General features: G+C 71.1%; 15 protein-coding genes. 7 read left to right on the top strand and 8 right to left on the bottom strand.

The window, feature by feature from the left end; translation table 11 throughout:
* Positions 1 to 152: 152 nt before the first annotated feature.
* Entirely contained in the window at positions 153 to 965 is an 813-nt protein-coding gene (locus WMF46_RS29780) for a hypothetical protein (protein WP_437980314.1), read from the top strand.
* An 80-nt stretch (positions 966 to 1,045) separates the two neighbouring features.
* Here the strand turns inward: WMF46_RS29780 and WMF46_RS29775 are convergent, their stop codons facing one another.
* Positions 1,046 to 2,416 carry a TolB family protein gene (locus WMF46_RS29775; protein WP_437980313.1) on the bottom strand — a complete coding sequence of 457 codons (1,371 nt, stop codon included), beginning with the start codon at positions 2,414 to 2,416 and terminating at the stop codon, positions 1,046 to 1,048.
* Between the two features lie 119 nt (positions 2,417 to 2,535).
* On the opposite strand from WMF46_RS29775, the gene WMF46_RS29770 reads away from it, so the two are divergent.
* From WMF46_RS29770 to WMF46_RS29760, 3 genes are all read left to right on the top strand, one after another.
* On the top strand, positions 2,536 to 3,168 hold the full coding sequence (locus WMF46_RS29770; RefSeq protein ID WP_437980312.1) for a hypothetical protein: 633 nt from the start codon (positions 2,536 to 2,538) through the stop codon (positions 3,166 to 3,168).
* 140 nt (positions 3,169 to 3,308) lie between these two features.
* Positions 3,309 to 4,895, top strand: coding sequence for an SNF2-related protein (locus WMF46_RS29765; RefSeq protein WP_437980311.1), 1,587 nt, complete (start codon positions 3,309 to 3,311; stop codon positions 4,893 to 4,895).
* A gap of 229 nt (positions 4,896 to 5,124) precedes the next feature.
* The gene (locus tag WMF46_RS29760) at positions 5,125 to 6,015 is read left to right on the top strand and encodes a hypothetical protein (protein ID WP_437980310.1); all 891 of its coding nucleotides are present in this window, start codon (positions 5,125 to 5,127) and stop codon (positions 6,013 to 6,015) included.
* A 246-nt stretch (positions 6,016 to 6,261) separates the two neighbouring features.
* Here WMF46_RS29760 and WMF46_RS29755 read toward each other — a convergent pair whose 3' ends face one another.
* Both WMF46_RS29755 and WMF46_RS29750 read right to left on the bottom strand, forming a co-directional pair.
* Positions 6,262 to 7,641, bottom strand: a complete 1,380-nt coding sequence (locus tag WMF46_RS29755; protein WP_437980309.1) for a cytochrome P450 — start codon at positions 7,639 to 7,641, stop codon at positions 6,262 to 6,264.
* A 67-nt stretch (positions 7,642 to 7,708) separates the two neighbouring features.
* A complete protein-coding gene (locus tag WMF46_RS29750) occupies positions 7,709 to 9,166 on the bottom strand; it encodes a hypothetical protein (protein ID WP_437980308.1) in 1,458 nt (485 codons plus the stop codon).
* Between the two features lie 158 nt (positions 9,167 to 9,324).
* Between WMF46_RS29750 and WMF46_RS29745 the strand changes: the two genes are divergently transcribed.
* Together WMF46_RS29745 and WMF46_RS29740 are read left to right on the top strand one after the other, a co-directional pair.
* The gene (locus WMF46_RS29745; RefSeq protein WP_437980307.1) at positions 9,325 to 11,049 is read left to right on the top strand and encodes a hypothetical protein; all 1,725 of its coding nucleotides are present in this window, start codon (positions 9,325 to 9,327) and stop codon (positions 11,047 to 11,049) included.
* A 249-nt stretch (positions 11,050 to 11,298) separates the two neighbouring features.
* A complete protein-coding gene (locus WMF46_RS29740; RefSeq protein ID WP_437980306.1) occupies positions 11,299 to 12,489 on the top strand; it encodes a hypothetical protein in 1,191 nt (396 codons plus the stop codon).
* 28 nt (positions 12,490 to 12,517) lie between these two features.
* On the opposite strand, the gene WMF46_RS29735 is transcribed toward WMF46_RS29740, so the two are convergent.
* Complete coding sequence (locus WMF46_RS29735) at positions 12,518 to 13,045, bottom strand: hypothetical protein (RefSeq protein WP_437980305.1); 528 nt, start codon at positions 13,043 to 13,045, stop codon at positions 12,518 to 12,520.
* 281 nt (positions 13,046 to 13,326) lie between these two features.
* Here WMF46_RS29735 and WMF46_RS29730 point away from each other — a divergent pair, with 281 nt between their 5' ends.
* A complete protein-coding gene (locus WMF46_RS29730) occupies positions 13,327 to 13,905 on the top strand; it encodes a hypothetical protein (RefSeq protein WP_437980304.1) in 579 nt (192 codons plus the stop codon).
* A gap of 158 nt (positions 13,906 to 14,063) precedes the next feature.
* Here WMF46_RS29730 and WMF46_RS29725 read toward each other — a convergent pair whose 3' ends face one another.
* From WMF46_RS29725 to WMF46_RS29710, 4 genes are all read right to left on the bottom strand, one after another.
* Positions 14,064 to 15,494: a B12-binding domain-containing radical SAM protein gene (locus tag WMF46_RS29725; protein WP_437980303.1), complete on the bottom strand. Its 1,431-nt coding sequence runs from the start codon at positions 15,492 to 15,494 to the stop codon at positions 14,064 to 14,066.
* A gap of 258 nt (positions 15,495 to 15,752) precedes the next feature.
* A complete protein-coding gene (locus WMF46_RS29720) occupies positions 15,753 to 17,777 on the bottom strand; it encodes a CocE/NonD family hydrolase (protein ID WP_437980302.1) in 2,025 nt (674 codons plus the stop codon).
* Positions 17,778 to 17,903: 126 nt separating this feature from the next.
* Positions 17,904 to 19,226: a restriction endonuclease subunit S gene (locus WMF46_RS29715; RefSeq protein WP_437980301.1), complete on the bottom strand. Its 1,323-nt coding sequence runs from the start codon at positions 19,224 to 19,226 to the stop codon at positions 17,904 to 17,906.
* The gene (locus WMF46_RS29710; RefSeq protein ID WP_437980300.1) at positions 19,223 to 20,686 is read right to left on the bottom strand and encodes an N-6 DNA methylase; all 1,464 of its coding nucleotides are present in this window, start codon (positions 20,684 to 20,686) and stop codon (positions 19,223 to 19,225) included. Before WMF46_RS29710 ends, WMF46_RS29715 begins: the two co-directional genes overlap by 4 nt.
* Between the last annotated feature and the right edge of the window lie 96 nt (positions 20,687 to 20,782).

Below are 20,782 nucleotides of genomic sequence, written 5' to 3'. Positions count from 1 at the left end.
GTCCCGTGCGGGAGGGGGCCGGCCGCCTGGCACGAAACCTGGAGATAGCCGGTCAGAACGCGTCGCACGCGTCGCCTCAGGAGAAAATTATGTCGAGCTTTGGAGCCCCGGTTACAGCGCTTCTCGGTACGTGCCTGTTCGCGCTTGGATGCGTGGCGACGCCGGCGCCGGCCGACGACAACGAGGGGGACATCGCGGCCGAGGACGATGTGGCGTCGGTCGAGCAGGCGTATGTCTTTCCCAACGGCGACGATCCGGAGTTCTTCTGGGAGCCGCGGACGATACAGATGCTCCAGCGGCTCGCCCTGGCGCCGCTCGCGGACGGCGCTGGCAAGCTCGCGAGCACGCCGCTCCTGGAGACAGCGCAGGGCCGCAAGCTCCTCCACTATGTCGTGGGCTGCGCGCTCCGCCCGGACATGACGGTGACGGGCGTGGTGGGCGCGTCCTCCTACGTGTACAAGGGGGCGCTCGGCCTCGCGGCGCCGTGGCGGAGTCAGGCGCTGTCCCTCTCCTCCCCGCAGCGCTGGGTGACGGCGTGTCTCCTCCAGACCTTGAACGCCTTCCTGGAGGAGGTGCCGATCCGCATGGTGGGCAAGCACCCGGGCCTCGCGGACGCGCCGTGGATGAACCCGGCGCAGTACACGTTCCCGGACGCGACGATGTTCGGCAACATCTTCGTCCCGGGCCAGGAAGTCGCTTATGCCTGCGCGGATGAGGGCGCGCAGCTCGCGTGCGGCGATGTGTGGAGCCAGTTCGCGACGCTGCGGATCTGCGACTCGTCGCCGACGTGCAAGCTCACCCCCCTCGGACCGTGCAAGGGCTCGCTCCCGAACGAGACGGACTGCGTAACGAACGCCGCTGGTCATCCGACGTGCCACGCGGACGGTGTGTCGTACTTGGAGTCGATCTCGTCGAAGCTCGACGCGGAGGGTGTCTTCAACCTCTACCCGAGCTGCCAGCCATGAGGCGCGGCGCCCCTCGTCGACCAGGGGCATCGCCACGGCCCGAGCCGCCGGTGCAGCGCTGTCGACGCAGGGGCGTCTCTCTAGGGAACGGGGCTCCACGACGCGCTGCCGCCGTAGGCGATGAACGCGGGCACGGCCTTGGCGTCCCGGGTGTCGACGACGACGACGCTTCGAATCGTCGGCTCGCAGCCGTAATAAGGGCATAACGAGAGCGTGAAGGCGAGGTGGCGATCGTCGGGCGCCCAGGCAGGCCCGTAGGCGCTGTAGAAGGGGCGCGGAAACGCGCTGGTGAGCGGGCGATCGGCGCCGCCGTTCGCGTCGAGCAGCGTGATCTCGTTCCAGTAATCGGCGCCGAACCCTCCCACGCGGACGGACCACGCGACGGCGATCTTCGAGCCCTTCGGCGAGACCTCCGGGTGCATCGAGCCCGAGACCCAGAACGAGCCGAGCCCCTTGATCCCGGTGCCGTCGAGGGCCGTCGTGTAGAGCTGCGACCGCTGGCAGCACAAGGCCTCCGTCTCGCTCGCCGAGAAGAGCAGGCGATCGCCGAGAGAGCGGGCGGCGCTGAACATGTGGTTGCCCGCGTCGGGCAAGCGCCTGACGCGCCTCGTGGCGATCTCCACCGAGAGGAGGTGCTCCGCGTCGAACTCGCCTGCGACGCAATGAATCGCGTCGCCGCCCGGCGAGAACGTGCATTGGCCCAGCGTCTCCGGCTGGCCGATGCGCTGGTCGTCGCCGCTCGCGACCTCGACGAGGTGGAGCTCTTCCAGGCCTTCGTCCGCAGGCGGTCGCGCCCTGGCGACGTAGGCGACGCGGGCGCCGTCCTGCGAGACGGCGAACGAGGGCTCGCCGTACCACGCAGCGAATTTGCCTGTGATCGGCCGCTGCTCCGTGCCGTCAGCGTTCATGAGGAAGACGCGCCAGGCCATCCCGTCGCGGTTGCTGAGAAAGGCGATCCGCCGGCCGTCGCCGAGGAAGGTGGGCGCGACGTTGCGCTGCGTCTTTCGCGTGAGCTGCGCCTCGACGCCCGTCGCGAGGTCCATCGTGAAGACATCGCCCGAGCGCACGAAGACGATGCGCCCCGACGCGAGGGCGAGCTCCCTGGCGAGGCGGAGCCGCGGGGGCCTCTTCTCCGCCTCGGGCACGCCGAGCCCCTCGTAGGCCTTCACCCAGTCGTCGAACGTGCCGATCGTCTTGCGCGGCGCTGGACTCGTCGATTCTGCGGTTGGCTCGGGGGGCGGCTGGTAAGGCGCGGTCGGAAGCTCGGTGCTCGGCGCTGGCGACGTCGCGAGGGCAGGGGAGGCGGGCGGAGGCGGGTCGGCGCATTGGAGCGGGGCCGCCGCGCTCGAGGCGCTGGGCGGGGGAGGGGGCTCGCCGTCGCCCGCTGGCCTGGGCGTGCACGCGGAGAGCAGGAGCCACGCGATCGCGGTGCGCGGCGTTCGTTCGTGCATGGTCGTGGGAGAACGCCGCGGCAGGGGGCGCTCATCCCGTTCTCCGAGCGCCGCGCCGCGCGCCGCTCGAGGGGAAGGGCTCCCTCTGGCGCCCACGCGAGGGGTGATAGGCTCGCGCGATGAGCGCCGCCGCGCCGCCCTCCCTGGACGAGGTTCTCCGCCGCCCCCTCGTCCGCGCGCGCTCGCCCGCGGGGCGCGCGCTCGGCGCCGCGACCATGGCCGCCGCGCTCGCGTTTCCGGCCGCGGCGAGCGCCTCGGACTCGGCGCCCGCGTTCACCGGCATGGGCTCCGCCGTCGTCGAGGCGCTCAATGAGCTCCGCTTCTGGGGCCAGGCCCAGATAGGCGCCACTGGCGCGATCAGCGATTGGGCGGAGCCGGGCGGGATGAGCCTGCGCGCCTCGATGAGCGTGCGCGGAATCGGGCTCGCCGGCGCGCTCCGCTACGAGCAGGTGGAGGGCCGCGGCGGCGGCGTGCTCGCGCTCGGCGGCCAGCTCCGGCCGCTCGCCTTCGCCCAGATGACGGCCTACGAGCGGATCGATCCCTTTCTGAGCCTGGGCGGTGAGGTCGGCGGCGAACGAGACGCGCTTCGCGCCGACCTCTATGCGGGCGCTGGCCTCGATTTCGTGCTCTTCCCCGAGGAGGACGCGCAGCCTGCGCTCGTCCTCGAATACCAGCTCCGCCCCCTCCGCACGCCCTCGGACACGCCGCTCCAGATCCTGCACCTCGGCGCCGCCATGCGCGGCGTCTTCTAGCGCGGGCGCGCGTCCGCGCTGGTATCAGGGGCGTCATGACGACGATGCGTGCCAAGCGAACGGTGTCGGCCCCGCGTAGAGCTTCCAGCGCGGCCCCTCCAGCGGCCCCCGCTCCGCGTGCGGCGCCGGAGCGAGCCCATGTGCTCGACGTCCCGTTCGCGATGCGCGCGGTCGCGTCCGCGAGCGGCGCGCGCTGGGACGCGGAGCACGGCGTGTTCGTTGTTCGCGCAGAGACGCTCCCGCCGGCCCTCGCGCCGTTCCGCGCCGCGCCGTACTCGTGGGAGCGACGCATCGAGCACGAGCTCAACGACGACCCCGCGCCCGCGCCGGCCGCCCCCGCCGGGGCGATCGTCCTCCGCCCGCACCAGCTGGACGGCGTGCGGGCCATCGCCGCCGCGAAGGCCGCCAGGCGCGCCGGGTTCCTCCTCGCCGACGACGTCGGCCTCGGCAAGACGATCACCGCCTGGGCAGCGGTCCTCCAGATGCCGGACGTCACGACGGTGCTGATCGTCTGTCCGCTCGCCGTCGTCGCGCACTGGCGCCGCACGGTCCAGGCCATGGGCGACGCAGGCAAGGAGATCGTGATCATCAACTATGATCGGCTGGGCAAGCTCTTCGAGGTGACCCCGGAGGCGCGGCGAAGGATCCGATCGAAGAAGGGCCTCGCGCGCGCCGGCAGCGCCGCGGAGTTCGACGTGGTGATCTGGGACGAGAGCCATCGCTGCAAGAACCCGGCGGCGGCGCGCTCCAAGCTCGCTGTCAAGCTCAACGCACGCGCACGGTTCGTGCTGTGGCTCTCCGCCACCGCGGGGCAGAACCCGCTGGAGCTGTCGTATCTCGCGCCGCTCCTGGCGAGCGCGACCGGGAGCCGCTCCGCGGATCTGAAGGACTTCGAGCAGTGGTGCGAAGGCCAGGGGCTCGGGGTTGCGCGCGGCGCGTTCGGCAGGTGGGACTGGCGCGGCGATCCGGCGGACTGCGCGAAGGTGCGTGCCCTCCTGTTCGACGGCCGTCCGGCGGTCGGGATGCGGCGTCGCCCGGAGGACGTGGCCGGCTGGCCCGAGATCAACCGCATCCTCACCCCGCTCGAGCTCGACGCCTCCGCGCGCGAGCTCTACGCGCAGGCGTGGACCGCGTTCCGCCGGGAGATGGATCTCCTGCCAAAGGGCGCGAACCCGAAGTCGGCGCTCGCCGCGATGCTGCGCCTGCGACAGAAGAGCTCGCTCATCCGCGTGGGCAGCACCGTGGAGCTGGTGCGTGAGCTGCTCGACAACGGGCATCAGGTCGCGGTCTCCGTCGCCTTCATGGAGACGCTCGAGGCCGTGGAGGCCGCGCTGGCCCGGGAGCGCGTCCCGTGCGCGCTGATCCACGGCGCGCTGCCGGCCGGCGAGAAGGAGGCCGAGCGCCTCCGCTTCCAGCGCGGCGAGCCGCGCGTGGTGCTCTTCACCGTGGAAGAGGGGATCTCGCTCCACCAGGGCGAGCACAACGAGGTGCCGCGCTCGGCGGTGATCCACGATCTGCGGTGGTCGGCGATCCAGATGGCGCAGATCGAGGGCCGCTGTCACCGCGATGGACGCTTTGCGCAGGTCTACTGGGCGTATGCCGACGATACCGTTGAAGACAAGATCGCCGCGATCGTGTGCCGGAGGATCCGGTCGATGAAGGCGATGGTCGGCGATGACGTCGAGACGATGCACGAGATCGAGCGGTTGCTCGCCGGAGCCGAGTGAGAGACGCTCTAATGCCTGCCGATGCGGCCCAACAAGGGCTTGCTGACCGACGGGCGGGCGCGCTGCGCGCCATGCGCGGCAGAAGACCAAGTCGTTGGGCCGGGCTGCCATGGGGGGATGCGTCGTGGCCGCCTCCATCCGCCATGGCGCCGCCACCCCTGAGGCGGATCTCACCTCGCGTTTTCCCGTCGTTTCGTGTCGGCACGGGGGGGGCTTGAGGCCGAGCGTCATGCCGACGCTCGAGCACAACGCCCTCGTCGAGATGTTCCGTGAGCACCCGGAGCTCGCGCCCCACTGGCTCGCGACGCTCTTCCACCTCGATGTGCCGCCACACACCTCGGTCGGGGTGGTCGAATCGTCGCTCGACCAGCTCATCCCGGTGGAGTTCCGCGCTGATCTGGTGCTCGAGCTTCGAGACGCGAGCGGCGCGCTCGTGCTGGCGATCGTCGTCGAGATCCAGCGCGACGAGGATCCCGACAAGAAGTTCTCGTGGCCGGCGTACGTCACGGTCGTGCGCGCCAGGAAGCGCTGCGGCACCGTCGTCCTCGTGGTCGCACCGGACGTCGGCGTGGCCTCCTGGGCGGCGGAGAGCATCGACCTCGGCCTGGGCCTCGGCCACGTCGAGCCGCTGGTGCTCGGTCCGGCCGTCGTCCCCGAGATCACCGACCCTGGCGACGCGGAGAAGGACGCCGAACTGGCCGTGCTCTCGGCGGTGGCGCACGGCAATGGGCCAAACGGGCTCACCGTGGTCAAGGCCGCGCTCGTTGCGCTTGGCCGGCTCGACCAGGAGCACGCGATGGTCTACTTTCAGGTCATCTGGAGCGGGTTGCGTGAGCCCATGCGGCGGGCTCTGGAGGCGTTGGTCATGGAACGGCAGATCGAAGACGAGGCGAGGTTTCCGTTCGTGCGGGAGCTGATGGATCGCAGCGAGCTCAAGGGTCTACGTGAGGGCAAGCTCGAGGGCAAGAGGGACACGCTGCTGCGGCTGCTTGCGCGTGCAGACATCGTGCTCACCGAGAGCGAGAGCGCTCGCATCCAGGCGTGCACGGACATTGCGACCCTCGACCGCTGGATCGACAACGTCCTTGCGGCGAAGAACGCCGCCGAAGTGCTCTCCTGATGGTCAACAGATGCGGCCCGACAAGGCGATGAATCAGATGGGCTTTGCCAGCTGATTATCGCGGCGACGTCGGGCGGGAGAGAGGCGGGATACGCCGACGGGAACGGCTGGCAGCCTCCGGGCTGCAAGACACCGCAGCCGCGCCCCGCGGCGCTCCGCGCGAAACGGCCCGATGAGCGCTGCTATACAATCGCGCCATCAACCGCGCGACGGACCGCTTGTCATGATGTCGCCGGACGCGGCGCTTCAGCCGTCGAATCGGACGCGCGTGCCCCCCGAGGGGCGGAGCACCGGGAGGTAGCGCGAGGCGGGGAATCCGCCCTGGAGCCTGGGGCCCGAGGCCGGGAGCTCCCGCCCGAGCGCGACGAGGAACTGGACGATCTCCATCCAGGCGAGGTGATAGCCGAGGCAGAAGTGCGCGCCGCCGCCGAACTGGGCGATCTCGAGCGGCGAGAGCGCCTCCTTGCGGCCGAGCCAGCGCTCGGGGCGGTAGCTGTCCGGATCCGGGTAGAGCTCCGGATCGCGGGAGAGCAGGACCAGCGGGATCGCCACGTGGGTCCCTGCGGGGACGGCGCGGCCGTCGAGCTCGAAATCGGCGACGGCGCGGCGGGCGTCGTGAGCCACCGGCGGATGGAGGCGGAGCGCCTCGCGGAACACGGCCTCGGCGTAGGGGAAGCGGCGGAGATCCGCGGGCGAGCGCGGGAGATCCGGCGCGCTCGACGCCTCCTCGCGGAGCGCGCGCCAGACCGCGGGGCTCTCGGCGAGGTGGGCGACGCACCAGGCCATGACTGAGGCCGATGTCTCGTGGCCGGCGAGGAGGAGCAGGCGCAGGTTGCCCACGAGATCCTGCTCCGAGAGCGGCTCGCCCTGCTCGTCGCGGGCCGAGAGCAGCGCCGGCAGGAGGCCCTTCGCGTCGCCGCGGGCGCGCACGCCGGCGAGGATCCGGCCGATGCGCTCGTCGAGCCAGGCGCGGGCGCGGAGCCCGCGGCGCCGCGGCGAGCCCGGCACGTCGAAGGGCAGGCCGAGGATCACGAGCATCAGATCCTCGTAATAGTGGCGCCACTCGGGCAGCTCGTCGTCCTCGACGCCGGTGATCTTGAACATCACCTCCAGGGCCAGCTCGCGGGTCTCGCGCAGCAGCTGGACGTCGCGACGGCCGAGCCACGAGCGGACCTTGCGCTCGACGCTGGTCGCGACGATCGCGCCGATCTCCGCGGCGTCGAGGCCCTTCGGCGAGAAGGGCCCGTTCATCGCTGTCCGGAGGCGGCGGTGCGAGGCGCCGTCGTGGGCCATCAGCGTCTGACCGAAGAGGTAGCCGACGCCGCCCTCGGTCAGGTACGAGGAGTCGACGGCCTTGCTCTTGAAGAGCGAGAAGGCCTCGTTCGATGCGTAGACGAGCTGCCAGGCGTCGACGCCGGGAGCCCAGAAGAAGAGGGAGCCGAAGCGGCGCTGGCCCTCGCGGAGCAGGCCGAGCTCGTCGACGGCGATCGCCGGCATGTGGCCAACGACCGGGAAGCGGCCGGGGAGGATGGGGAATCCATGCCGGGTCTCGATGCGGCGGGCGAGGGGGTTGCGGCCCTGAAGGAGCGGGAGATCGGCGAAGGAAGCGGGGAGGGCGGTGGTCATGGCGCGTGCGACCTCCACTTGTATCATCACGCCGGCGCGACCTGGGCGCCCGGCGAGAGGCGCGCTGTCATCTCCGGATCTCGGACACGAGGACGAGCCGCCCGCCGTCGACTCGGGCGCACACATGGTAGTCGGGGTCGGTCCCGGGGCCCTGCTCGAGCACGCCCGCGATCACGCCGAGCAGGTTTGGCCATGTGCCGGCGGCGGCGATCAGATAGGCAGACCAGCCTGCCTCCTCGAACGCGGTGACGACCTTCTTCCGGTCGTCGAAGCCCTTCCCCGGATCGCCGACCGCCGCGCGGAGCGCCGGCAAGAGCTCCGTGACCGCCGCATCGCCGGCGGCGCATCGCTCGGCGGCGAACGCCCTCTCGACGCCGGCGCGCGAGGCGTCCGTCAGGGCCCACGACGCGACGAAGCGGCTCTGCTTGCCCTGCACGGTGACCCCGAGGGTGCCATCGCCGGCGAGCCTGCGCGCCGGCGCGGCGAGCCAGAGGTTCTGCCGGGCCTCGGCGAAGCCCTGGGCGGCGATCGTCGGGATCACCCTTGGATCGACGTGGCCTCCGGAGAGCGCCCTCGCGATCTTGCCGTAGCCGTCCGTCGCGCCCAGCTCGCCCATCCGCTCGGGATCGAGGCACACCGACACCACGGGGCTCGCGTCGAACCTGGAGCACCGGCCCTCCGGGCCCCCGACCTCTTCGCTGAACGCGACGAGCTCCTTCAGGGCCGCCGGATCGGCGCCGGACCCGAAGAGCGACATCACGACGTCGAGCCGGAGGTCGGCGCCGTCCGCGTAGATCGCGACGGCGGCGATCCCGCCCTGCGCCACGCCGAGCGGCGCCCGGGCGCCGAAGCCGGCGCAGCGCGCGGCGCCCGGGCACGCGTCCAGCGGGGCGCCGCCCGTGAGGACGTCCACCACGGTCGCCAGGGCGCGCCGCGGGTCCGCCCCGCTCACGAGCGGAACGAGGAGCCGCACCCGCGTCACGTCCGCCGCGTGCCCGCGGACGACCTTCTCGAGCGCTTTGCCCGAGGCCCCCTTGGCCATGGCGTCGACGACCGCGCGCGCGCTCTTCTCGGACGCGGGCACCACGGCGCCCAGGATCGGCCTTCGCGGATCGACGCCGGCCTTCGCGAGCGTCACATCCGGCGGATCCTGGCTGCCGAGCGCGCGGTTCGCCTCGATCAGGACCTCGGCGATCTGGGGCACGTACTGGACGGCGACGTCGAGGGCGCTGTTGCGAAGCGAGGCGTAGATCGCGGCGCCCGGCGGGAGGCGCGCTATCTGCTCGGCCGACGCGGGTGGCGGCTCGGGCGCAGCTGCCCCCGGCGCGGCCGGGTCGCTCGCCGCCGGTTGCGCCGGCACCGCGGCGGAGGCGCCTGCCGGTGCGCTCGGCCGCGCCGGCTGCGCGGCGGCGCTCGACGAGCTCGCGCCGGTCGGGCCTGGTCGCGAAGCGCAGGCCGCGCTCCCCGCCCCGAGCGCGATTCCTGCGCCGAGGAGGACGATGGGGAGGAGCTCTCGAAGGGGCATGAGCGGGCTTCATGCCCGCGCGGTCGCCGCGCCACAAGCCATGAGGTGATAAGCTCAGGCGTATGGGCGGCCAGGGGCGGAGGCGCGGGGCGTCCGGCAGGGGGAGCCGGGGTCTTCGCGAGAGCATGCGCGCCGCTGCATTGGGCGGGGCGACGGTCATGTTGGGCTGCGGGGCCGCGCCGCCTCCGCGGCCGGTGAGCGACTTCGATCTCCTGTTCTGGGACGAGGGCAAGGAAGAGCCCGAGCAGCAACCCGTGCTCGACGTCGTCGCCGTGGCGGATACGGACTTCGACGGCAGGTGGGAGCTGTCCCTGAGGGGCATCCATGGGGGCGCGCTGTACTTCACCGAGAGCCGAGGACACGGCCTCCTTCGGCTCGATCTCGAAGGCGGCGCGCGGTTGATGGACGAAGTGGATGCTTTCGGCGAGCCGACCGTGACAGCGTCCCGTCCGGGCGCGCTGTCGACGGTCAAGGCCAGCGATCCAGCGCTCCTGCTCTCCAGGCGCGGCGGCTCGCCCACGGTCGTCGCGACCGCGCCGGCCGGGCAATCCATCGATCGGATCGAGCTCGTGGACTCGGGCTTTTTGTACTGGAGGAGCGGGGACTACCTGATGCGGCAGCCGGCGGCAGGAGGTCCAGCGATCCCGGTGTCGCGCGCGCGCGACACGATGCGGAGCGAGTACACGTTCTCGAGCGATGGCCGCTCTCTTTATCGAGCCTCTCATGAGGCGCTGTTCAGGGCGCCCCTCTCGGGCGGAGCTTGGCAAGAGGTCGCGGCGCTTCCGCCTGTAGACAGGCCGTGGACCATCCATCCGATCGCGGGGAAGCTCTACGCGCTCTCCTCCAGGATGCTGCTCCGGCTCGATCCGGAGGCCCCCCGCGCGCGGCGGCTCGTGGCGCTCGACGACGTGCCGATCGGATCCATCGCTGTCCTGGGGTCGGAGCTCTACTACACGACGCGACAGGAGACGGGTGACGTGCTGTGGGCGATGCCGAAGCGCGGAGGCGCCTCCACGCCCGCGTTGAAGCTCGAGCAGCTCGGCGCTGCGCCCGCGCTCGACGAGGCGCATGCCTTCTTCCTCACCGTGGACGGCAGGCTGGCGCGCGCGAGCCTGACCGGAGGCTCGAGGGAGACGCTGGTCATGTCCGACGACGTCGCCCGCGCTCTGTCGGCGCCGGAGCCCTACGGCTACGGTCCGAGCGCGTCGCGGGAGGATCTCTGGGGATCGCCGGCCTTGCCAGAGCTCGTGGCGGTCGACGCGACGAGCGTGTACTGGGTGGACAGAGCGCAGCGCGCGGCGCTGAAGCTCCCGAAGCGAGGCGGTCCCATCGACGTGCTCGTGAGGGGCCTGGAGAACCCGGAGAAGCTCGCCATCGACGATCTGCACGTCTACCTGTCCGACGACGGTCCCAGCGGTACGCGGCTGCTACGGATCGACAAGACAGGGGGGCGCCCCGAGGTGCTGGCGCGCGCGCAAGCGTCCGCGTTCCACTTCAGCGCGAGCGGCGAGGCGCTGTTCTGGGCAGCGGACGACGACCTCTTCAGCCTCTCTCGAGAGGACGGCTTCCGCGCCCTGCCTCGCCTGGGGAGCTTGCTCGATCGCTCCTCGTTCCACAACTTCAACTGCAGCTTCGCCGCGCGTGGAGGGGATCTGTTCTATGCGCGGTGCCTGGACGACTGGAGCTCGTCGCTCGTCGTCAGCCGGAGCGGGGAGAAGCGCGCGCTGCGCATCCTCGGCGCCCAGCACAGGCACCCCGCCAGGCTCGCCGTGGACGCGGACACCGTGTACATCCTCGAGGTGGGCACGAAAGCGGGGCCCAGATCGCGCGTCTCGGGCCGGGAGCGCTTCCATTGCTGCAGCATCTGGGCGGCGCCGCGATGACGAGCGCGCGCGCCGGGGCCCTTCCTGGCGGGCTCTTGTCCTCTGCCAGGCGACAGTCCCGCCGCCGCGTGTGACGCCCAGACCACCGGCGACCCCCTTCTCCACGAGAGAACCCTCGAAAGCCCGCAGCAGCTCGCACGCCCGGCGTCTGGCCCGCGCGCTGCAATGAGCCCCCGCGTCGCCACGAGGCTGCGCGCCGCGAGAGAGGGCGCGCACCCCAGTCCCTATGTCACCCCGAGAGGTCTCCCCATGTCGACGCTCAAGAATGGCATCTTGGCTGTGCTCGTGTCCTCGTTTGCCTCGCTCGCCGCCACGGTCGGGGTCGGCTGTGTCGCGGACACGCAGGATCCCGAGGTTGCGGACGTCTCCGAAGAGGACACCGCCAGCGCCGAGGCGGCGATGCTCTCCAGCTCGTCCACGCAGGGCTTCGGCTGGGTATGGTCGACCCTGCTCGGCGCGGGCACCATCAACGCCAGCGGCTCGTATTCCTACAATTCGGCGGGCGGCACCAACACCATCACCAACACGAGCACGGGCGTCTATTCCGTCGATTTCCCGAACCTCGCCGGCGCCGGAGGCAACGTGCAAGTCACGAGCTACGGCAGCGGCAGCGACCGCTGCAAGGTGGCGTCGTGGGGCACCGGCGCCCTCGCCACCACGCTCCGCGTGAACGTCCGCTGCCACACGGCGGGCGGCGCCCCGGTGAACACGTATTTCGTCGCCCTCTATTCGCGCGAGAACAACAGCTATGGCGGCGCGTACCTCTGGAACGACCAGGCGTCCGCCCCGCTCAACGCGCCGTACACGCCCTCGACGACGTACCAGTACACGAGCGGCAGCCAGTACAGCACGATCACCCACGTGAACACCGGCCGGTACACCGTCCGCGTCCCGGGCATGTCCGCCACCGGCGGCACCGTGCATGTCACCGCGTACGGCGGCGGTCTGGAGTACTGCAACGTCTCGGGTTGGACCCAGAGCGGCGCCGACACCCTCATCGACGTGGGCTGCTGGGGCGCGGCGGGCGCGTCGGCCGACAGCCTGTTCAGCCTCAGCTATCACCTCGGCATGCCGAGCACCGGCCGCGTGGGCGGCTTCGCGTGGGCGAGCGACCCGGTGTCGTCATCGTACACCCCGCCCGCGAGCTACACGGGTCTGTACAACACGCTGCATCCTTGCTACTTCGGGCCGGGCATCAGCGCGGGGCACAACGCGCCCGTCGGTTCGCATTTCGTCCGGTACCCGAACATGCTGTCGTACAACTCGACCGCGATGGTGACGGCGTACGGCTACGGCAATCAGGTTTGCAAGGTCTCGTACTGGACCGGCGTCGGCTCGGATACCCAGGTGAACGTGCAGTGCTACGACTATCTCGGCAACCCGGTCGACAGCCAGTTCACGAATACGTATCTCGGCGCCGAGATGTTCACGCCCTGCTGAGCGAGCGCTGATACCCGGGGGGCCGAGATCACTCGCCCGTGTCGAACTCGCACGCGGCGACCTCCGGCGCACACTCGCCCTCCACCTCGGCGGCCACAGAGGCGAGGCAGTCGTTGCACTCGGCGCTCCGCCCCTCGCCGGCGCCGCACGCGCCATAGCAGGGCAAATCCTCCACCAGGCCGCAGGCAGCGCAGAGGCAGTCCATGAGCACCTCGTAAATCTCGGCCGACGCCTCGCACAGGTCGGCCGGATCGTCGGTGTCGTAAGGCGGCAACGAGCAGGTCGCGCACTCGGCGCCGCCACCGGCGCCGACCTCGCCGCCCGCGCCTGCGCCCGCCTCGCCACCCGTCGAGCTGCCGCCCGCGCTGCCGCCGGCCTCGCCACCCGTCGAGCCGCCGACGGTCCCGCCACCCGTCGAGCTGCCGCCGGTCCCGCCGCCTCCGCCCACCAGATGGTAGCTTTCGTCCAGCCCCGCCAGCGCGGTACACCCGCCGGCCGCCGCAAGCCCGATCAGCGCCATCGCCAGGGACGCGTTCACACGCTTCGAGCCCGCCATGGCGCCGGAGCATCACTCGCTTGCGCCTCCGGCGTCAAGTGACCGTACGGATGGTTCGACCTGGGGCCGTGGTTCGATGCACGCACGACACGCGTGCTCTTCAAGTCTGTTACAATCGTAGGTATCGCATGTCCATGAACACCGGCAAGCATGACCGCCGCCCCCGAACTCGGCCTGATCGCCTTGCCGTGCGCTGCCATGTCGTGGCTCGCCATGGCACAGAAAACCAGCGTGTTTCTCTCGTGCCGGAGCGGGCATGTCCCGTGCTCGACGCGGCGGTCATGACACACAAGTGCTTTCTCTGGTTGGCTCGTGGTTCGTTCATTGCCTGGGCGACGCTGGGCGGCGCGGCGTGTGGCGAAGAGGACCATGGACCTGCGAGCGCGGAATCCACCAGCACCAGCGGAGCGGGCGCGAGCGGCAGCGCCGGCGCTGGCGGCTCCGGGGGCGGGGGCGGCAGCGCCGCGAGCGCCGGCGCCGGCGGCTCCGGGGGCGGGGGCGGCAGCGCCGCCAGCGGCGGGGCCGGCGGCTCCGGGGGCGGGAGCAGCCATGGCCTGACGTGCCGCGAGTCGAGCTTTCCGGCGTTCAGCAAGGCCTGCGAACAGGCGAGCGACTGCGTCGTGCTGCCGCACGTCACGACCTGCTGCGGAGACATCCTGTTCGTCGGCGTGGACGCGGACGACAAGGAAGCGTTCGAGGCCGCCGAGGCGGCGTGCCTCGCAGGCTCGCCGCTGTGCGATTGCCCGTCGCGTCCGTCTCTCGCGGAGGACGGCCGGCGGCTCGAGAGAGAGAGCGAGCAGGCGGTCGCGGCGCGCTGCGACGAGGGCTCGTGCACGTCGGAGATCAGAGATCTGCCCTAGCTCGACCTTCGTTCGCGGGGACACGAGGTGCTGGCGTCACTCCAGATCCCGGGTGTCGTGCGGTACGTCGCGAACGGCGCGACCGCCGCGGGGTGCCCCTACCTCGCCATGGAGTGGCTCGACGGCGAGACGCTTGGTGAGCGTTCGCCCCCGCGCCGCTACGCCGTGCGTTCCACGGAGCTGTCGGCCGCGCTCGCGGATCGCTTCAGGCCGAGGCGCGACAGCCGGGTCGGGGCGTCCCCGGGCGCGGGGTGCCGGATCGTCCCTCTCGGCTCGAGCGGCGGCGCGGCCGGCTCGTTGCCGGTGATCTGCTTGAGCCCGTAAAAGCCGTTCATCGCCGCCGACAGCATCATGGCGCCGCGGCTCAGCGACCGCGCGCCGCGCGCGAGGCGCTCGAGCACCGCCGCGGGGCCGAAGGCGCGATTCCACATCTGGCGGTGGGCGGCGAGGAGCTGCTCGGGGGACATGCGCGCCGGCCGGAAGGCGACGCCGTAGCCGCTGTAATGCGGCCAGTCACGCTCTTCCAGGATGCGCCCGTCTCGCCGGTGCTCGTCGTACAGCGGCGTGCCCCGGAACGGCGTGAGGATGCTCAGGAACGGGACGTCGACGCCAATCTCGTTCAGCCGATCGGCCGTGGAGGCGATGACCTCCGGCGTCTGATCGTCGAAGCCCGAGATGAAGCCCGCCATCACGCAGATCCCGCGATCGTGCAGCTTGCGGATGGCCTCGCGGTACTCGCGCGCGCGGTTCTGGCGCTTGTCGACGCTCTTGAGATCGGCCTCGTCGAGGCTCTCGATGCCGAGGAAGATGCCGATACAGCCGGACCGCTCCATCGCGTCGAGGAGCTCCCGGTCCTTGACGATATCGATGGATGCCTGCGTTAGCCACCAGCGATCGAGCCCGGCGAGCTCGCGCAGGAGCTCCTTGGCCCAGCGGCGCTGGACGAGCAGGTTGTCGTCCCAGAACCACGCGACCTTCTCCTGCCAGAAGCGGGGGAAATGCGTGGTGGCGATGTCGCGGATCACCTCGTCGACGGGGCGCACGCGGAAGCCTGGGTTGAGGTCGGGCACCGTGCAGAAGCTGCACGTGAACGGGCAGCCGCGCGTCGCCTGGAGCACGCGGGGGACGAGGAAGCGCTCTTCGAGCAGATCGTAGCGAGGGGTCGGCAACCCGGCGAGCGAGGCTGGCTCGCCGTGATAGACGCGGCGCTGCGTGCCTCGCGCGAGATCGCGCAGGACCGAGGGCCAGACCGCCTCGGCCTCCCCGGTGACCACCACGTCCACGTGCTGGAGCGCCTCCTCGATCCAGTACGAGACATGCGGACCGCCGGCGACGACGCGCACGCCGAGGGCACGGTAGCGATCGGCGAGCGTGTACGCGCGGCGCGCGAAGCCGGAGAAGAACGAGAGCGCGACGACGTCCGGCGAGGCGTCGACGGGGACGGGGCGCACCTGCTCGTGGAAGAGCTCGACCTCGTGCTCCGGCGGGGTGATCGCCGCGAGGTGGATCCCGGTGACCGGCGGGACGAAATGGAAGCGGTGGCCCCGGCGATAGCGGGGGACGTAACTCACGACGATCCTCACCTTCATCAGCGCCTCCTCGGAATCATGGGTCTCATCGGAGCGGATCCGCGATGACGGCGTGGATCCGAGGGCGGAAGGCGATCCGATGAGACGTGCCGAGAATAACGGAAGGCGGCCGGTGTCGATTCCAGAAGGGAGAGGAGCTACCGTGGAGGGACGGTGGTGGATGCGTGCGGGGGCGGAGGAAGCGAGAGCCTCAGGGGGCCCGCTGCCGGCCGCGCCTCGGCCGCCGGCGCCGCTTCCGCCTCCGCTCCCGGTTGAGCCTCAGATCAGATCCCGCTTGATCTTCTCCCTCCATTCACGGCTGGCGAAGCGGATGTCGTCCTCGAAGGCGTCGAGCTCGCCGCTGATATAGAAATGGTCGCGGTCGGCGTGGAGCCTGGTCGTCACCTCGATGCGGATGTCCCAGCCCGGGCGCGACTGCACATACGTCTGCCGGCAGGTGAAGGAAGCGTGGAGCGGATCGTCCGGCGCGATGCGGAGCTCGCGGCGGAGTTGGTGCAGCACCTCGGTGCCGATCTCGTCGAGGCGCTGACGCCCTTCTCCGAAGACGCCCACTGTATCCGTCACGGTCGTGACCTCACCCGAGGTGATGTCGAAGGTCACCGAGCGCGTGACGCTGCCCGCGTTCACCTGGGTGATCGACGTCGCTCGCGCCGCCTCCGCCTTCAGGAAGGGTTCGCCGCCGTCGGCCGCCTGCGGCCTTCGATGCGGCAGCATGAGGCGGCTGGCGCCGGTGATGATGCCGAGCGTCGCCCGCTCGGGCGCCGGCCAGATCAGCGGCCAGTAGGCGCTGGAAAGCGATATCCGCAGGCGATGGCCTGCTGCAAAGCGATGCGCGCAGGCATTCAATACCAGCTTCACTTTGTAGCGCTTGCCGGGTTCGAGCGGGGTCGGCTCCGCGTGGCTGTCGCGGTGGGTGAGGTTGATGACCTGGAAGCTGACCCGCAGCGCCTCGCCATCGGGCGCCACGTCGCACAGCCTGGCACAGAGCTGCGCCACCGGCTTATCGCTGGTGAGCTTCAGCTCCAGCTCCGGGGCGCCGACGACCTGCATCGCTTCCTCGAGCGGCGCGGTGTCGAAGGTGAGGGAGCCGAAATCGTCGATCCGCTGGTCGCCCGGCAACTCCCCGACGCAGCCGGCCGCCATCCACTCCCCGCCCTGAAGGCCGACATGCTGGGGCGAGCGCAGCGCCAGGACCTCCTCGGCGCCGCTCACCGGGGCGAGGCCGTCCTTGTTGAGATGGAGATAGCAGGGGTGGAACTCCGGCGACGGCCAGCTCTGCTCGGCCACCCAGCGTCCCGGATGGTGACTTCGTGTCGTTTCCGGCGCCGTGTAGTCCTGCAGCCAGGCGCGCAGCATCGGCTCCTCGTCGGCGCCGTTCTCGATGCCGTTCAGCCAGCGATCCCACCAGGCGATGGCATCCTGCAGGAAGCCGATCGCCGGGCCCGGCGTTCCGTCGTGCGGGTAGACGTGCGCCCAGGGCCCGATGATGCCCTTCCGCGGCACCTTGAGGTGCTCCAGCATCCTCGGCACCGTGTTGGTATAGGCATCGACCCAGCCGCCGATCAGGCAGACGGGCACCTGGATAGCGTTCCAATCCTCGCAGATCGACCCGTGCCGCCAGTAATCGTCGCGCCGCTGATGGGCCATCGCAAGCGCCGGCCAGAACGGCATCTGCTCCAGCCGTTCCCGCCAGTTGTCGCGCCAGCTTTCGCCGAAGAGCTCCGGGTCGGCGGGGCGGGCCTGATAGACCAGCATGATGGTGCCCCACCACAGGTTGTCGTTGAGCAGGCACCCGCCCATGTAATGGATGTCGTCGACGTAGCGGTCGTCGGTCGAGCAAACCGAGAGCACCGCCTTCAAGGCCGGCGGCCTGAGCGCCGCCACCTGGAGGCAGTTGAACCCGCCCCAGGATTTGCCCATCATCCCAACATGACCGTTGCACCAGGGCTGCGCCGCCATCCAGGCGATCACTTCGAGGGCATCGTCCTGCTCCTGCTTCAGGTACTCGTCCCACATCAGCCCGTCGCTCTCGCCGGATCCACGCATGTCGACCCGCAGCACGGCATAGCCGTGGCCGGCGAAATAGCCATGCATCGGCTCGTCGCGGGCGCGGGTTCCGTCCCGCTTGCGATAGGGGATGTATTCCAGGATGGCCGGTACCGGCGTTCTGTGTGCTCCTTCTGGCAGCCATAGGCGCGCCGCGAGACGGCAGCCATCCCTCAAGGTGATCCAGAGATGCTCGGTCATCTCGACCTTCAGGGGCGTTTCAACCGCGGCCGCCATGTGACACTCACTGGTTCGCGACCTTCCTCCTGGCAAGGAGGTTCGTCCGCCAGTCGGGATCCAACTCCGGGACCGACAACAACAGGAGTTCAGTAGAGGCGGGAGTTGGGGGGCGCAGCTAGCCGCTCACCCCATCCCCCGGACGCGGCGCAGCAGCGCCTCCGCCGGCTCGTAGCCCCGCCCCTCCGCGCGAGCCAGCGCCGCCTCGGTGGGGACGAGCTCTCCGGAGAACGCCCTGGCGAGGATCGTGTGCGGGAGCCTGTCGGCCCGGGCCGCGGCGCGGGCCACGCGCTCCTCGACCTCGCGGGCGAGCGCGAAGAGCGCCTGCGCGCGGCGGACGATCTCCGCCTGCTCCTCCGCCGGCGGCACCGGCACGGGGATGCCGTTGAGCGCCGCCTGCGTGAGCTTCGGCTGGGCCGAGCCGGTCACGTGGTGCTGCAGGTCGAGCGAGTTCAGGAGCAGCTCGAGGTACCCGAGGGTCACGCCGGCCTTCGGCTGGACCACATGAGCATGGTTGTTCACCCAGAACCTCCCGCTCGCGGCGAACGCCACCCGGGTGTTCCTCGACAGGAGGTTCGCGCCGTCCTCGGCGATCAGCAGATACTCCCCGTCGAACAGGTAGCCATCGATCGAGTCGATGACCCCCGACGCGCCGTAATACGGATACGGCCCCCGGCGCCTCGCTCGAACCGCGGAGCTCACGGGGACGCGTCGACCATCGTGGTTGTCCACCAGGGCGCCGAACGGGCAGCGGACCCAGGACGGCGGCAGGGGACGCTCCGGACCGTCGCTGCTCGCCCCGGTGGCGGCCGGCGCCGACGTAGAGCCGCGCGGCGGGGGCTCCGCCGGTCCCGCGGCCGGCGCGGCGGCGCCCGGCGCGCGCAGGTCCTCGGTGAGCCTCCCCGAGCACGCCGCCCCCAGCACGGCCTGCCGGAGCCGCCGGAGGAGCAGCGACGACCTCGCCAGCCGGGCCTTCGCCGCGTCCACCTCGCCGAGCAGGGCCTCGGCCTTCGCCACGATGCGGCGCTGCTCGGGGAGGGGAGGCAGAGCGAACGGCCGCTCGAGCGTCTCGCGCACCTTCACGAACGGCTGCGCGGAGCCGCCCTTCACCCAGAATCCCTCGTCGTTGAGGTGGAGGAACAGGTAGCCGACGTCGATGGCCCGCTCATCCGGCCAGACCACATGGGTGTTCGCGATCGCCGACCACCGTCCGCGCGCCTTGAACGCCTTCCCGCACCGCGTCCCCACGGCGGAGACGACGATCGCCTCGCCCTCGTGCTCCCAGCCGTCGCACCACACGTCGGGGCCGGCGGCGCTGAACCCCTGATAGCTCCCTGGCCGCTGCTCGGCGTGGAGCTTCCCCTTGATGAGCTTCGAGCTCCCGCTCCGGTGCGAGCAGATCGACGCGAGCGTCGTCTCGGCCCACCCCTCGGGCAGCGGCCCGCTCACCCCTCCGCCGCCTTCGCCCCGCCCTCGAGCAGCGCGAGCACGCGGTTCAGCGCGGCGACCGCCTCCGTCAGCTCCTGGAGGGCGTCGGTCGCCAGCTCCTCCGGCTCGGGCATCTCGCCGGCCTCGTCGAGCGACTCCTCCTTGAGCCACCTCAGCCCGTCGAGCTTGAACTCTCGCCCCTTCACCTCGCGGAGCTCGAAGCTGCGGAATCGCCCCTCGCTGGAGCTCGCCGCCTCGCGCGCGCCGCGCCCGTCGGGGTCGCCGCCGTAGCACCGCTCGAACTCCGCGAAGTGCGCCGGAGAGAGCGGCCGGCCCTTCTTGGTGATCGACGGGACGCCCGTCCGGGCGTCGTAGATCCAGACCCTCTCCGTCGCGCGGCCCTTCGTGAAGAAGACGACGTTGGCCTTCACCCCGGCGCTGTACGGCGTGAAGGTCCCGTGCGGCAGGCGGAGCACCGTGTGCAGGTCGCAGCCCCTGGCGAGGATCTCCAGCACCGCGCCTGCCTGGTCGGCGAACAGGCAATGGTCCGGCAGGACCATCGCCGCCCGGCCGCCGGGCCTCAGGATCGTCAGCACGTGCTGGATGAAGTTGAGCTGCTTGTTCGCGGTCGCGATCGCGAAATCCTCGCGGCGCGGCGTCTCGTAGGCCCCCTTCGTGCCGAACGGCGGGTTCGTCAGGATCACGTCGAACCGATCGTCCGGCGGCGGGGCGTCGAGCGAGTCGCCGAGGGTGATCCTCGGCTCGATCCCGTGGAGATACAGGTTCATCAGTGCGAGCCGGCGGGGGCGCGCGACGAGCTCCTGGCCGAAGAACGCCCCGGCCTTGATCCGGCGCGCCGCCTCCCGGTCGAGCGCTCCCCGCGCCTCGGCCTCGATCCACTCCCAGGCGGCGACAAGGAAGCCGCCGGTGCCGCACGCCGGGTCGCAGAGGGCGAAGCCCGGCTTCCCCTGCGGATCGGGCCTGATGCACCGCACGATCGACTGGATCAGGGCGCGGGGCGTGAAGTACTGCCCCGCGCCCTTCTTGCCCTCGGCGGCGGCCTTCTCCAGGAGGCCCTCGTACGCCGCGGCCTGGATGTCCACGCCGAGGCGCGTCCACGCGATCTCGTCGATGAGGTCGACGAGCTTCCCGAGGCTCGCGGGGCTCTTGAAGCGCGGCTGCGAGCCCGCGTAGATCTCCCCGAGGACGCCGGGGGCCCCGTCGAGGGATCGGAGGACGTCGGCGTAGCGGTCGAGCAGCGCTTGCCCGGTGCGCGCGCGCAGCGCGGGCCAGGAGCAGTCTGTCGCGTCGACCTCGCCGCGGGGCGTCCTGTGCTCGACGCGCGAGAGATCGATGCCTCGCTCGGCGGCCATCTTCAGGAAGAGCAGGTAGGTGATCTGCTCGATGTAGTCCCCGTGATCGATGCCGTCGTGGCGGAGCGTGTGGCAGAACCCCCAGAGCTTTCCAACAACGTCGATCATGCGGCGGCGGCTTCGTTCGGGTCGTGGCGCGGGAAGGCGAGGCGCGGGAGGAGCCGGCTTACCACGGCCGGGCGCCTCACGGCGGCCGCCGCGCTC

It is taken from the genome of Sorangium sp. So ce117 (assembly GCF_051524395.1).
Taxonomy (GTDB): Bacteria; Myxococcota_A; Polyangia; order Polyangiales; family Polyangiaceae; genus Sorangium; species Sorangium cellulosum_B.
The sequence above is the reverse complement of the archived record's forward strand: the minus strand, read 5'-3'. Positions and strand labels throughout refer to the sequence as shown.

Coding starts and splice junctions, on each gene's coding strand:
- WMF46_RS29775 (WP_437980313.1), bottom strand. CDS start 2,416: ATGCACGAACGAACGCCGCGCACCGCGATCGCGTGGCTCCTGCTCTCC.
- WMF46_RS29770 (WP_437980312.1), top strand. CDS start 2,536: ATGAGCGCCGCCGCGCCGCCCTCCCTGGACGAGGTTCTCCGCCGCCCC.
- WMF46_RS29760 (WP_437980310.1), top strand. CDS start 5,125: ATGCCGACGCTCGAGCACAACGCCCTCGTCGAGATGTTCCGTGAGCAC.
- WMF46_RS29755 (WP_437980309.1), bottom strand. CDS start 7,641: ATGACCACCGCCCTCCCCGCTTCCTTCGCCGATCTCCCGCTCCTTCAG.
- WMF46_RS29750 (WP_437980308.1), bottom strand. CDS start 9,166: ATGCCCCTTCGAGAGCTCCTCCCCATCGTCCTCCTCGGCGCAGGAATC.
- WMF46_RS29745 (WP_437980307.1), top strand. CDS start 9,325: ATGTTGGGCTGCGGGGCCGCGCCGCCTCCGCGGCCGGTGAGCGACTTC.
- WMF46_RS29740 (WP_437980306.1), top strand. CDS start 11,299: ATGTCGACGCTCAAGAATGGCATCTTGGCTGTGCTCGTGTCCTCGTTT.
- WMF46_RS29735 (WP_437980305.1), bottom strand. CDS start 13,045: ATGGCGGGCTCGAAGCGTGTGAACGCGTCCCTGGCGATGGCGCTGATC.
- WMF46_RS29730 (WP_437980304.1), top strand. CDS start 13,327: ATGACACACAAGTGCTTTCTCTGGTTGGCTCGTGGTTCGTTCATTGCC.
- WMF46_RS29725 (WP_437980303.1), bottom strand. CDS start 15,494: ATGAAGGTGAGGATCGTCGTGAGTTACGTCCCCCGCTATCGCCGGGGC.
- WMF46_RS29720 (WP_437980302.1), bottom strand. CDS start 17,777: ATGGCGGCCGCGGTTGAAACGCCCCTGAAGGTCGAGATGACCGAGCAT.
- WMF46_RS29710 (WP_437980300.1), bottom strand. CDS start 20,686: ATGATCGACGTTGTTGGAAAGCTCTGGGGGTTCTGCCACACGCTCCGC.